This window comes from Acinetobacter sp. YH12227, assembly GCF_013417785.1.
GTDB classification, from domain to species: domain Bacteria; phylum Pseudomonadota; class Gammaproteobacteria; order Pseudomonadales; family Moraxellaceae; genus Acinetobacter; species Acinetobacter gandensis.
Map to the genome: position 1 here is coordinate 1 of NZ_VPDH01000011.1, position 12,825 is coordinate 12,825.

Sequence of the window (12,825 nt, forward strand, 5' to 3'; positions counted from 1 at the left end):
CGCAAGAGATGCGATGGATGTCTGGTGATTTGTAGTCATAAATTTTAGTCCCCACTTGTTTTTAAGTGGGGACTAAATTAAGGCTTATAGGATGAATTCATAAGGTGTGTTCAGCGGACGCTTACCGAATGACACAATCTTTGCGGGAAGTGGTAATGACTTAATAGCAGCGGGTGCTGGTAATGATCAAATTCATGCTGGTGCAGGAAATGATTTAATTTCGAGTGGATTAGGTGTCGACACTGTCATTTACGAGGTATTGGATGATACAGATGCGACAGCAGGTCATGATGCTGATATTTGGATAGACTTTAATTTAGGTCATCAAAATGAAGGTACTTCTCTAGCAGATTTTGATGTCATTAAGTTTGGGGAAAAATTCTTCGATGGCTTATTTGATGTAAATCAAACTGATATTGAAAAATTTATACAAATTGAAGCAGATGAAAATAATCATGTGGTTCTAAAAGTTGACCGTGATGGTGACGGTGAGAAGTTCACATCGACCGCCTTGTTAGTACTTGAAAATCAGCAGGGGCTAACATTGCAGCAACTGTTAGATCTGCATCAAATTATTATTGCTTAATTCCATATTTTTAAATCATAAAAAAAGCAGCCAATGGCTGCTTTTTTTGCTTAAGGCACTAGTATTTTCAGGTCGCGTAAAATACTACAGAGCTTAATCATTGGCATGCCCATAAGTGTTGTTTGGTCTTGACCGATCATTTCTTCAAAAAGACTGATACCCAAACTTTCACATTTGAAGCTACCTGCACAGTGTAAAGGCTGTTCAACTTCAACATAGCGTTCAATTTCCGCTAAGCCCAACTTACGAAATTTCACTTTGTAATGTTCAACCAAGGTGTGTTCAAACCCAGTCGATTGTTGCTGAACGCTAAGTGCAGTACTGAAATAAACGATTTTATCTGAGTTGGCTTGAAGCTGTTTGATGGCTTTTTCATTGCATAGCGGTTTACCAATAAAAATATCTGGTGCGCCTTCACGCCAAGCGACTTGATCTGAACCAATCACGATAGCTTCTGGATATTGTGCGGCGATAGCACGTGCTTTTTCAAAAGCCAATCGCTTTGCTAACTCGTCTGCGTGGTTTTCACCACGGGGACTTTCATCTATATCTGGTACGATTGAGTGATAATCAATCCGTAAACGGTCCATGAGGTCTTTACGGGTTTGGCTGCTAGAAGCCAATATGATTTTGGGAGTACTCATTACACTGCATATTCCATAAGTACATCAAGCGGAACATATGAAAGCGCCGCTTGGTGACACGCTTGTAATTTAACAGGTGGAGCAAAACCCTCTTGGTATGCTTCCACCCAGCGGGTCACACAGATACACCAAAAGTCACCAGGTTGTAAGCCTGGAAAACCGACTTCGGGTAAGGGTGTGATTAAATCGTTACCAACTTTTTGAGAAAAGTTTAAGAATTCAGATGTCATCTGTACACACATGGTGTGCTGACCTAAATCAGTCGTTGCTGTATGGCAAAAACCATTTCTAAAATAACACGTGATTGGATCAAAACAACAACTGGCGAGCGGCTCGCCCAAAACATTTAAACGATTTATTTTAGGGTCTGGATGAATCGACATAAGCGCTGAATCTTTATAAGGCTTTTGCCTATCATAACAAAACTTTTCGCCTGCATAGCTTTTCTGCAAAAGAAGCTAACGTTTTTTTGCATAATCATTTAAAATCGTGGCGTTTTGACATAAATAAAGAGAGCAATACATGAACTTTCAGCGTATGACTGACCTCGATTTGGCAGGTAAGCGTGTTTTGATCCGCGAAGATCTAAACGTACCGGTTAAAAATGGCGTGATTACAAGCGATGCGCGTTTACGTGCAGCATTGCCAACAATTAAAGCAGCGGTAGAAAAAGGCGCTGCGGTAATGGTGTATTCACACTTAGGTCGTCCTGTTGAAGGTGAACCTAAAGCTGAACAATCTCTAGCACCTGTTGCGGCTTACCTAACAGAAGCTTTGGGTCAAGAAGTTCAATTAATTACTGATTATTTAGATGGTGTTGAAGTCGCAGCTGGTCAAGTTGTATTACTTGAAAACTGCCGTTTCAACGTCGGTGAAAAGAAAAACAACCCTGAATTGGCTGCTAAATATGCTGCACTTTGTGACGTTTACGTTATGGATGCATTTGGTACGGCACACCGTGCAGAAGCATCTACTGAAGGTGTAGCACGTTGTGCAAAAGTTGCGGCTGCTGGCCCGTTACTTGCTGCTGAATTAGATGCTTTAGGTCGTGCGCTTAAAACACCTGAAACACCAATGGTTGCAATTGTTGCTGGTTCAAAAGTTTCAACTAAGTTAGATGTATTAACTTCACTTTCTGATATTTGTGATCAATTGATTGTTGGTGGTGGTATTGCGAATACCTTCTTAGCTGCTGCAGGCTTCAACGTAGGTAAATCATTGTGTGAAAATGATTTAATCGATACAGCAAAAGCAATTGCTGCAAAAGTTTCAGTGCCACTTCCAACTGACGTCGTGGTTGCAGATGCTTCAGAAATCAACTTTGATGATTTCTTGGGTTCATTAGCAGCAGCCAAAGCAACTGTGAAAAAAGTTGAAGACGTTGCTGATAACGACATGATTTTAGATGTCGGCCCAGAAACTGCAAAAGCATTTGCTGAAATCTTAAAAACGTCTAAAACTATTCTTTGGAATGGCCCAGTAGGTGTGTTTGAAGTTGATCAATTTGGTGAAGGTACAAAAACTTTGTCTTTAGCAATTGCTGAATCTGCTGGTTTCTCTATTGCAGGTGGCGGTGATACTTTAGCTGCAATCGATAAATATGAAGTTGCAGACAAAATTGGTTACATCTCTACAGGTGGTGGTGCATTCCTTGAATTTGTTGAAGGTAAAACACTTCCTGCAGTTGCTGCATTGCTTGATCGCGCATAATTTAAAATTTTCAATAAGATAGTGTATTCATTGAAAAGGCTAACTTCGGTTAGCCTTTTTTTATGGCTATTCATTTGAGCGTCATCAAAGTGCAATATTTCTGCAATAAAATTCTTCACAATACTTAAGACGTTGCAGTAGGTAACACCAATGAAATTAAAATTAGCTTTAGCTGTTCTTATAATTGCACCATTAACACTTACAGCTTGTGCTAAAAAAGAACAAGCACCAGCAGCGGGCACAGAAGCTTCTGCTGTTGCAACTGATGATGTACAAACTACACCTGAGCAGCAAAAAGCCATTGATGCACTTGATAAGCCTATATTAGACGAGAAAAATCAAGATGTTCCTGCAGAAGTAGCGAATGCACCTGCGGATGAAGCGACTGCTGATGCTGAAACAGCGGGTTCTGAAGCTGCTGCGCATTAAGAATGCAGTGTTTATTTAAAAAGTCCCTGCAAATGCAGGGTTTTTTTTTAAATAGTGTTATTTGTTGCTGAATTGAAATGATTGAACATGTAGAATATGCGGCATTACCTGGGAGGATATTATGGCTCTTATTTCATTGCGCCAGCTCTTGGATCACGCCGGCGAACATGCTTACGGCGTACCAGCATTCAACGTAAACAACTTAGAACAAATGCGTGCAATTATGCTTGCAGCAGATGCAACGAATTCACCTGTAATCGTACAAGCATCTGCGGGTGCGCGTAAATATGCAGGCGCTCCGTTCTTACGTCATTTGATTTTGGCAGCGATCGAAGAATGGCCACACATTCCAGTGGTTATGCACCAAGACCATGGTACAAGTCCTGACGTATGTCAACGTTCGATTCAACTTGGCTTTTCATCAGTAATGATGGATGGTTCACTTGGTGAAGATGGTAAAACTCCAACTTCATACGAATACAACGTAGACGTTACTCGTCGTACAGTTGCAATGGCACATGCATGTGGCGTTTCTGTAGAAGGCGAAATTGGTTGCTTAGGTAGCCTTGAAACAGGTATGGCGGGTGAAGAAGATGGCGTAGGCGCTGAAGGCGTTCTTGACCATTCTCAATTACTTACATCTGTTGAAGAAGCTCGTTCATTCGTATCAGATACGAATGTTGATGCGCTTGCTATTGCAGTAGGTACTTCACACGGTGCGTACAAATTTACACGTCCACCTACAGGTGACATTCTAGCAATTGACCGTATCAAAGAAATTCATGCTGCGTTACCAAATACGCATCTTGTTATGCACGGCTCAAGCTCTGTGCCACAAGAATGGTTAGCTGTAATCAATGAATATGGGGGTAACATTGGCGAAACTTACGGTGTTCCTGTAGAGCAACTTGTAGATGCAATCAAACACGGTGTTCGTAAAATTAACATCGATACTGATTTACGTCTTGCTTCTACTGGTGCAATGCGTCGTATGATGGCTGAAAAACCAGCTGAATTCGATCCACGTAAATTCTTTGCTGCGACTGTAGATGCAATGAAACAAATTTGTATTGACCGTTATGAAGCATTCGGTACAGCAGGTAATGCTGACAAGATTCGCCCAATTTCTTTAGAGAAAATGGTGAGTCACTATAAATAATCTTTCATAGATCGATTATTTTGTAAGAAAAGCCCACTTCATGTGGGCTTTTCTTTATCATAATAAAAAACTGTTTATTTACTTCACTTTAATAACAAGAGCATGCAATGGAATTAATTTTTGCTGCGGCAATATGCAGTGTCCTTGTTTCGATCGTACTGAAAGCATGTCGAGCGAAAGGTTTTAACCCTGTACAAATGATTACGTGGAATTATGCTTCGGCAAGTTTACTGTGCTTTTTATGGTTTAAGCCAGACTTAGCACACATCTCCATATATAAAACGCCATGGATTTTAATTGTCGCATTGGGTGTCCTATTACCGGCAATTTTTTACTGTCTTGCACGCTCTTTGCAAACAGCTGGTATTTTAAAGACTGAACTTGCACAGCGACTATCTGTGGTTTTATCGCTCTGTGCTGCTTATTTTGTTTTTAACGAATATTTTAATGCGATCAAGTTGGTTGGCATCGCATTAGGTGTATTGGCAGTACTGCTGATCTTATTTTCACAACGAAAAGGCAATGCCAATAATGATAATTCGGGGATTATTTTTTTATTAAGTGTATGGGCAGGCTATGCATTGATTGATGTATTGCTAAAATTCGCATCGGGTTTGGGCATGCAGTTTGCTGTAACACTCAATTTGGTCTTTATTTGTGCATTTATCCTGTCGTCGATTTATAACCTCGTCCAATATAGTAATTTAGGTCAAACTAAAAATATCATCGCAGGTTTGGGACTTGGGGTACTTAATTTTGCCAATATTGCACTTTATGTAAAAGCACATATGTTATTAAAAGAAACACCTGCAGTTGTTTTCGCAGGAATGAATATTTTGGTGGTGATTTTTGGTGTTGTTGCAGGACTGATCATCTTTAAAGAGCGCCTCAGAACTGCAACGGTATTTGGTTTGATTGCCGGTATTATGAGTGTCGTTTGCTTAGCATATGCCATGTCTCTTTAAGATAGCTTGACGCAAATATCATTGGATGATGGAACACATCTCCCATTTCTGCGACACCCATTAATAAGCCGGCTTTCTGACAATCAGGGCAAGTCGGGTAATGGTGATCTTCATATTGATAATGGTGAACATAGCAATGATTGCAGTGCGTGCACTCAAACTTCATGGGCATTTTAAGAAGATAGGACATGCTTCACCTCGCTGATATTGTTGTTTTGATAGATAGAACTCAGCAAAAAATAGACCAAGTCGCTGTAAAAATGGCCAAAATGGAGTTGCGATATTGTTTCAGAATATATGCAAAATAAAAAAAGCCCTCAGTTTAGAGGGCTTTGTTTTATTGGACTTATTTTATCGACTGAATTATTGAAAGCGTTGTAGGGTATTTTCTAAATAGCATTTGCCAATTGCGACAGGGTGCTTCCAAAGGTCTTGTTTTTCAATTGTCCCTTGCAATTGACCTGGTTTCTGACAGGTAGGGCAGTTTGGATAGCTATGTAGCATGTCGCTAAAATAACGCTGTATATAAACTGTATTACATGAGGTGCAATTAAATTTCATCGGTAATTTTATTGAAGTCGGCATGTGGGAGAGACCTAAGTTTATTTTGTGCAAAATATACGCGATAAATGTTTAATTAATAAGTCCCGAAATGACAAAAAAGGGACTTTAAAGCCCCTTTCGTCGGTTTTATAGAAGGATTAAAGGTGTGTGAAAATTTCTTCTGCTTTTAGGCGTGATTTTGGCAATTTTGCATTGAAATCATTTTCGCTGCGATAGCCTAAAGTCATAATAACCGATGGAATCAAGCCTTTTTCTGTCAAGCCTAACTCGTCGCTAATAATTGCTTCATCAAAACCACCAATTGGGGTTGCATCCACGCCTTCAATACCCGCAGCCAATAGCATTTGACCAAGTGCAATAAAGGTTTGATTTTCAGCCCAACGTTGAATATCACCTTTTTCATTGCGGTAATAGTCAACATACCCTGTACGACTATCTTTTTGACCTTGCTTGGCCTTGTCATCTTTAAAACGACCACTGAGGTCATCTTGGTTTAAAAGATTGTCTAAATGTTCAGAAGTAATATCCGCCTTAGTACAAAATAAAATCGTATGAGATGAGTCCAAAACTTTTGGTGCGTTATAGGCATATTTGCCAACAAGAGCTTGGGCAATGCGTTGTTTAGCAGCATCATTATCTGCAATAAAAAAGTGCCATGGTTGAATGTTAATTGATGATGGTGCTAAACGTAGTATTTGTAATAAACGCTCAAATTGTTCTTGTGGGATCTTTTTTTTAGGATCGTAAGCTTTTGTGGTGTAGCGTTGTTTTGATACGTTTAACAAATCCATCGTAATTCTCCAATTAGATATAGCGTTATTTTAACGGATTTAAGCACTTGAGGTCTAAGCAGTTTATTTTCCAACAATAGATCTTAGTCGTATAAGCTGTGGGGAATAGAGCTAAATATAACAATTTATAGTGAAATATTACTGTATTAGAGTTATATAAAATCATGACATAGATAAATGCTATTGGTACTTTTTGCCAAAAGGCGTTTAATCAAGATGAGTGAATCATAGTTTTAGCATGAGTAAACAGCGATGGATTACACCAATCATTTTAAACAGAAGCTAAAAACCGAACAGCAGATTGGTTTGTGGGTGGGCCTAGCGGATGCCTATGGAACTGAGATTGCAGCCAATGCAGGTTATGACTGGTTGTTAATTGATGGAGAACATGCGCCTAGTGATTTGCGTACCACATTATCACAATTACAAAGTATTGCCGCTTATCCTTCACAAGCAGTCGTACGACCACCAATTGGTAGCGTGCAACTAATTAAACAATTATTAGATATTGGTGCACAGACCCTGTTAATACCAATGATTGAGACCGTTGAACAGGCTGAATTGATGGTAAAAGCAGTGCGTTATCCACCCGAGGGTATACGTGGTGTAGGAGCGGCACTTGCACGTGCGACACGTTGGAACAGTATCCCAGACTATTATGCGATTGCACATGAAAATATTTGTCTATTGATTCAAATTGAGTCTGTAGAAGGGATAAAAAACCTAGACGAAATTTTAAAAATTGAAGGCATTGATGGTGTATTTATTGGTGCTGTAGATTTGTCTGCAACGATGGGTTATCAAGGTAATCCAAATCATCCTGAAGTACAAAAAACAGTCATTAATGCAATTCAACGTATTCGTGCCGCGGGGAAGGCAGCAGGGATATTATCAACCTTGCACGAAGCAACTCAAAAGTACTTGGAGCTCGGAACAGAATTTGTAGCTGTGGGCGTTGATACCAGTGTGTTAATGAACTCGCTAAAAGAATTGCTATCTAAATACAAAGCAGATGCGCCTGTTGTAAAATCTGAAGGTGGTTATTAAATTTCTAAAATTTAAATACTTATATATCTGAAAAAGCGGCTGATGAAGTCGCTTTTTCTTTACTATAATTTTTGGTAGTGTTTAAAAGCTAACAGCTAATTTAAGTTGTGAGTTATATTGATAAGACTATTTTTAGCAGATACATGTTATATAAGTTTGCTTTTTTGTTGGGAATGGTGTATAAAACGGCCACTTCAGAGTAAGTATTGTTCTTACTATTTTTTTTAGCTTTTTGTGATTTATTTTTTCAGTCGTTTTAATTAATTTGAATCTGAAAATAATTGATGTACCCACATACTGTAACAACAGAAATATTATTAAATTTGTTTTTATTAATCTCTTCGCGTTCAATCACAAAAGCTCATATCATGAGTGAATATTTTGAAAAATTTAAATGAAAGTTATATCGCAACCGCTGTAAATGGTGGCGAAATCAGTGTGAAATTAATTCCGTTACAACGTAAGCAAAGTACACCGAATGGTTTTATTATGGTGGATGTTGGTCAAATGGTTGAGCTTGAATCGGGACAAATTTTACCGTTAAATATGGATGGTAAAAGCTTCTATACAGGCATTAATCAAATGTATCGTTTGTAATAGAAATAAAAGTTTAAACTTAGTTTTATAAAAAAGTGGTGTTTAATAACACCACTTTTTTAATTCTAGGGAGTGAATGGTTTGTTCAAGCTGAATTTCTAAAATCTGCGCTTCATGTTCACGCCAATCACCTAGAACGATTCGTTTTTTATCTTGTATCTGATGAATATTTGGGCGATGCGTATGTCCATGAATCAATACATCGACATTTTCTAGCGCCAAATTTACAGCTTGTGCATTTACATCCATAATGTCATAGGACTTCACTTGCTTGGTTTCGGCACTTTTTTTACGGAAGCCATTGGCAATTTTTTGCCTGAAGCTCAGCGGCAGACTTTTTAAAAAGCCGAGTAAAAGTGGATTGCGAATAATCTTTCGAAATTTCTGGTAAGACACATCATCGGTACAGAGTAAGTCACCATGTTCTAAACGGATTTTGATTGTCCCAATACTTAGATGATCGATGTCTTGAAGTAAATGGCCGTTAAATTTATCTAAGAATTTTTGACCCAGTGCAAAATCACGATTGCCGACTTGAAAGTAAATTTGATTGTTAGCTTCGGTAAAGACTTTTAAGGCATGAATGATTTCGTCTAACCACGGGGCAGTGAAGTCATCACCAATCCATGCATTAAACCAGTCACCTAAAATATAAAGCTGGGTATTTTGATTTTTGTATTGATCTAACAAAGCTAAAAACCCCCGAACGAGTCGAGGGTGTTCAGGTGACAAATGTAAATCAGAGATAAACAGATAGGTCACGGATCTTTTCCTTGTCATCCTCAAGGTTTCTCTAGATAGAGAAACCTTTTTCATTACTCCATTTTAAAGCGATGCTTTAAAACTCATAAAGAATGGAGAGGACGTTTTTTTATTCAGAAATGATTTTAGCTGATTCGATCACAACGTTCTCGAGAGGAACGTCTGCGTGGTAGCCACGGTTACCAGTACGAACGCCTTTGATCGCATCAACAACGTCAAGACCTTCAGTTACTTTACCAAATACTGCATAACCCCAACCTTGTGCTGTTTTACCAGTGTGGTTAAGGAAAGAGTTGTTTTTCACGTTAATGAAGAACTGAGCTGAAGCAGAGTGAGGAGCTTGAGTACGTGCCATAGCAATTGTGCCAGCATCATTGCTTAAACCGTTGTCAGCTTCGTTTTCAATAGAATCACGAGTCGTTTTTTCTTTGAAGTTTTCATCCATGCCACCGCCTTGGATCATGAAACCATCAATTACACGGTGGAAAATAACGCCGTCATAGAAACCGTCACGAACATACTGTAAGAAGTTTTCAGCAGTTTTAGGTGCTTTTTCAGTGTTAAGCTCAAGAACAATACGACCTTTATTGGTGTTTAATTCAACTTGAGGAAAACTCATTGTGTAATCTCCTATACATGGACATGAAAGCCATGGGTTTTTTGGTTGTGAGAAGCATAAGCAAACTGTAAACTACAAGGCAAGTAAAAACGTTACTTTCTTTGTTAAAAATGAAGAAAAGCGTTTTAATTGTCCTATTTTTCAATTTATAAGTGATTTTATTACCATGAAGCCAAATGATGTTGTTTCATCCCTGCCTAACAATCCGACAATAAATAGCAATGCCCCTGTCGAAGCTGCGCAGCAGGAACAACAGCCTGGCTTAGACTTTGTACGTCAGGTCATTACTGATGATTTATCTGCCGGTCGTACCCAGAAAGTGGTGACACGTTTCCCGCCAGAACCAAATGGTTATCTACATATTGGTCATGTTAAAGCGATTTGCTTAAACTTCGGTATTGCAGATGAGTTCAATGGTTTATGTAACCTGCGTTTTGATGATACGAACCCAGATGCTGAAGAACAAGAATATGTAGATGGTATTGCCAACGATGTGAAATGGTTAGGCTTTGAGTGGAACGGCGAGCCACGTTATGCGTCAAGCTATTTTGATCAGCTTTATACTTGGGCAGTTCAATTGATTGAACAAGGCGATGCTTATGTCGATTTGCAGTCACCAGAAGAAATTCGTTTAAACCGTGGTAACTTCGTAGAACCAGGTAAAAACTCACCACAACGTGATGCTTCTGTAGAAGAAAATCTTGCGCGTTTTGAGCAAATGCGTAACGGCGTGTTAGGTGAAGGTCAGGCTGTCCTTCGTGCCAAAATTGATATGACATCACCTAATATTCATATGCGTGATCCTATCTTGTACCGTATTTTACATTCGGAACATCACCAAACTGGTGATAAGTGGAAAATGTATCCAATGTACGACTATGCGCATCCTTTATCAGATGCCATTGAAGGCGTAACGCACTCACTTTGTACATTAGAATTTGTTGATCACCGTCCATTCTACGATTGGGTTGTAGAAAAAGTTAAATCACCAGCTGTACCGCGTCAGTATGAGTCAAGCCGTTTAAATGTCGATTACACCATTACCTCTAAGCGTAAATTACGTAAATTGGTTGAAGGCGGATTTGTAAATGGTTGGGATGATCCACGTATGCCAACTGTTGTCGGTATGCGTCGTCGTGGTTTTACACCTGAAGGTCTACGTGATTTCTGTAAGCGTGTTGGCGTTACTAAAGTTGATGGTAGTATTGTTGATGTTGCAATGCTCGAATATTGCATCCGTCAGTCTTTAGAAAATACTGCTGCTCGTGGTATGGCTGTGTTAAATCCACTAAAAGTGACTTTAACCAACTTGCCTGAAGCAATGGATTTAAGCCATGCGCGCCATCCAAACGTAGATATGGGCGACCGTATCATTCCATTGACACAAGATATTTACATTGACCGTAAAGACTTTGAAGAAGTGGCACCGAAAGGCTTTAAACGTCTTATTCCGGGCGGTGAAGTACGTTTACGTCATGCTTATGTAATTAAGTGTGATGAAGTGATTAAAGATGCGAATGGTGAAGTGGTTGAGCTGAAATGTTCAATTGACCCTGAAACTTTAGGTAAAAACCCTGAAGGCCGTAAAGTGAAAGGTGTCGTACATTGGGTTTCTGCGAGTAAAGGTGTTGCAGCTGAAGTTCGTATTTACGACCGTTTATTTACTGAATCTGATCCTGAAGTAGGTGATGACTTCCTCACTAACTTAACACCTGAATCTTTAAAAGTGGTTCAAGCTGTGATTGAGCCTGCGCTAGCTGAAGCTAAACCTGAAGATCGTTTCCAGTTCGAACGTGAAGGCTACTTTGTTGCAGATCAATATGATCATACAAGCGAAAAACCTGTGTTTAACCGTATTTTGGACTTAAAAGATAGCTTTAAGCCAGCTAAATAATACCTGTGTGTGAAATTGATATGAGCCCGAAATGTGAGAGTGCATAAAGGCTCATTAAGTTTTCGCTAAGATAAAAGCCCAACTTCGGTTGGGCTTTTACATGCTGCAAGTTTTGATTTCTCACGCATTTAAGGGATCTATCACCGTGATCATCCGTAATAAAAATAACAGTTTCAAATTACTCTTTGCTTGGCATGGCACAATTTTGCCAAAAGTAATGCCTGCACTGATGGTGGTGGTTTGTTTATCTGCATTATTGGTGTATTTAAGTGCCGAACATTTTTTGATGTTGCCTGAAGTACCTGCCATTGGTTTTACGATTTTTGGTGTGATTCTTTCAATATTTTTAAGTTTTAGAAATACGGCGTGTTATGACCGTTGGTGGGAAGGTCGTAAACTTTGGGGCGCTTTAATTGCCAATACACGGCATATTATCCGTGATAGTTATGTATTAGATGACAATCAGCGTCAGGTCTTAATGTACCGTGTCATGCTATTTTGTTATTTATTACGAGATCGTTTACGCCACCAGAGCCAGCCTATCGCGCATTTTCAAGATAAGGTTCAACTGACAGCCGAACAGTGGCAGCAATGTACTCAACATATCAATGCGCCACAGTACTTATTGGAAATAATTCAAAAGAACTTAGTGCAGAACTATAAGCAGGGGCAAATCAGCGATATTATTTATAGCACTTTAACCCGTCATACCGTGGCAATGGGCGATATTCACGCAGGTTGTGATCGAATTATGAGTACACCTTTACCGTTTTCATATTCGGTGCTATTACATCGGGCGGTATATTCATTTTGTTTGATTTTGCCTTTTAGTTTGGAAGCCAGTCTGGGGATTTGGACACCTGTGATCGTGGCTTTAATCGCTTACTTATTTTTAGGTTTAGACGCTTTGAGTGCAGAACTCGAAGAACCTTTTGGACTACAAGAAAATGACTTACCGCTTGACTCTATCGTGAGAAATATCGAGCGTGAAATGTTAAGTAGTTTGAATGAAGAATTGCCGCCTGTAATTGAGCCACATAACAGTAACTTACGCTAAA

Annotated in this window: 15 protein-coding genes; 9 read left to right on the forward strand and 6 right to left on the reverse strand. The window is 39.2% G+C overall.

Annotated features, from left to right (window positions below):
* Nucleotides 1-106 precede the first annotated feature (106 nt).
* Nucleotides 107-586 (forward strand): hypothetical protein, encoded by a 480-nt coding sequence (locus FTV09_RS03840; RefSeq protein WP_180056821.1) that lies wholly within the window; start codon nucleotides 107-109, stop codon nucleotides 584-586.
* Nucleotides 587-636: 50 nt separating this feature from the next.
* Here FTV09_RS03840 and FTV09_RS03845 read toward each other — a convergent pair whose 3' ends face one another.
* Both FTV09_RS03845 and FTV09_RS03850 read right to left on the reverse strand, forming a co-directional pair.
* Complete coding sequence (locus FTV09_RS03845) at nucleotides 637-1,230, reverse strand: nucleoside triphosphate pyrophosphatase (RefSeq protein WP_067762543.1); 594 nt, start codon at nucleotides 1,228-1,230, stop codon at nucleotides 637-639.
* On the reverse strand, nucleotides 1,230-1,613 hold the full coding sequence (locus tag FTV09_RS03850) for a DUF2237 family protein (RefSeq protein ID WP_180056823.1): 384 nt from the start codon (nucleotides 1,611-1,613) through the stop codon (nucleotides 1,230-1,232). Before FTV09_RS03850 ends, FTV09_RS03845 begins: the two co-directional genes overlap by 1 nt.
* A 139-nt stretch (nucleotides 1,614-1,752) precedes the next feature.
* On the opposite strand from FTV09_RS03850, the gene FTV09_RS03855 reads away from it, so the two are divergent.
* From FTV09_RS03855 to FTV09_RS03870, 4 genes are all read left to right on the forward strand, one after another.
* Complete coding sequence (locus FTV09_RS03855; protein ID WP_067762545.1) at nucleotides 1,753-2,940, forward strand: phosphoglycerate kinase; 1,188 nt, start codon at nucleotides 1,753-1,755, stop codon at nucleotides 2,938-2,940.
* Between the two features lie 150 nt (nucleotides 2,941-3,090).
* Nucleotides 3,091-3,369 (forward strand): hypothetical protein, encoded by a 279-nt coding sequence (locus FTV09_RS03860; RefSeq protein ID WP_180056825.1) that lies wholly within the window; start codon nucleotides 3,091-3,093, stop codon nucleotides 3,367-3,369.
* A 121-nt stretch (nucleotides 3,370-3,490) separates the two neighbouring features.
* A complete protein-coding gene (fba, locus tag FTV09_RS03865) occupies nucleotides 3,491-4,528 on the forward strand; it encodes a class II fructose-bisphosphate aldolase (RefSeq protein ID WP_180056827.1) in 1,038 nt (345 codons plus the stop codon).
* 107 nt (nucleotides 4,529-4,635) lie between these two features.
* Nucleotides 4,636-5,493: a DMT family transporter gene (locus FTV09_RS03870; RefSeq protein WP_067762548.1), complete on the forward strand. Its 858-nt coding sequence runs from the start codon at nucleotides 4,636-4,638 to the stop codon at nucleotides 5,491-5,493.
* Nucleotides 5,494-5,856: 363 nt separating this feature from the next.
* Here FTV09_RS03870 and FTV09_RS03875 read toward each other — a convergent pair whose 3' ends face one another.
* Together FTV09_RS03875 and nfsB are read right to left on the reverse strand one after the other, a co-directional pair.
* Entirely contained in the window at nucleotides 5,857-6,078 is a 222-nt protein-coding gene (locus tag FTV09_RS03875; RefSeq protein WP_180056829.1) for a hypothetical protein, read from the reverse strand.
* Between the two features lie 116 nt (nucleotides 6,079-6,194).
* Nucleotides 6,195-6,848, reverse strand: coding sequence for an oxygen-insensitive NAD(P)H nitroreductase (nfsB, locus tag FTV09_RS03880; RefSeq protein ID WP_180056830.1), 654 nt, complete (start codon nucleotides 6,846-6,848; stop codon nucleotides 6,195-6,197).
* 252 nt (nucleotides 6,849-7,100) lie between these two features.
* On the opposite strand from nfsB, the gene hpaI reads away from it, so the two are divergent.
* Both hpaI and FTV09_RS03890 read left to right on the forward strand, forming a co-directional pair.
* Entirely contained in the window at nucleotides 7,101-7,895 is a 795-nt protein-coding gene (gene hpaI, locus FTV09_RS03885; protein ID WP_180056831.1) for a 4-hydroxy-2-oxoheptanedioate aldolase, read from the forward strand.
* A 381-nt stretch (nucleotides 7,896-8,276) separates the two neighbouring features.
* Nucleotides 8,277-8,492, forward strand: a complete 216-nt coding sequence (locus tag FTV09_RS03890; protein WP_081410255.1) for a transposase — start codon at nucleotides 8,277-8,279, stop codon at nucleotides 8,490-8,492.
* Nucleotides 8,493-8,534: 42 nt separating this feature from the next.
* Here the strand turns inward: FTV09_RS03890 and FTV09_RS03895 are convergent, their stop codons facing one another.
* Both FTV09_RS03895 and FTV09_RS03900 read right to left on the reverse strand, forming a co-directional pair.
* Nucleotides 8,535-9,254: a UDP-2,3-diacylglucosamine diphosphatase gene (locus FTV09_RS03895; RefSeq protein WP_067762553.1), complete on the reverse strand. Its 720-nt coding sequence runs from the start codon at nucleotides 9,252-9,254 to the stop codon at nucleotides 8,535-8,537.
* 109 nt (nucleotides 9,255-9,363) lie between these two features.
* On the reverse strand, nucleotides 9,364-9,873 hold the full coding sequence (locus FTV09_RS03900) for a peptidylprolyl isomerase (protein ID WP_180056832.1): 510 nt from the start codon (nucleotides 9,871-9,873) through the stop codon (nucleotides 9,364-9,366).
* Nucleotides 9,874-10,039: 166 nt separating this feature from the next.
* On the opposite strand from FTV09_RS03900, the gene FTV09_RS03905 reads away from it, so the two are divergent.
* Together FTV09_RS03905 and FTV09_RS03910 are read left to right on the forward strand one after the other, a co-directional pair.
* Complete coding sequence (locus FTV09_RS03905; protein WP_180056833.1) at nucleotides 10,040-11,767, forward strand: glutamine--tRNA ligase/YqeY domain fusion protein; 1,728 nt, start codon at nucleotides 10,040-10,042, stop codon at nucleotides 11,765-11,767.
* 145 nt (nucleotides 11,768-11,912) lie between these two features.
* Nucleotides 11,913-12,824 carry a bestrophin family protein gene (locus tag FTV09_RS03910; RefSeq protein ID WP_180056882.1) on the forward strand — a complete coding sequence of 304 codons (912 nt, stop codon included), beginning with the start codon at nucleotides 11,913-11,915 and terminating at the stop codon, nucleotides 12,822-12,824.
* Nucleotide 12,825: the final 1 nt, after the last annotated feature.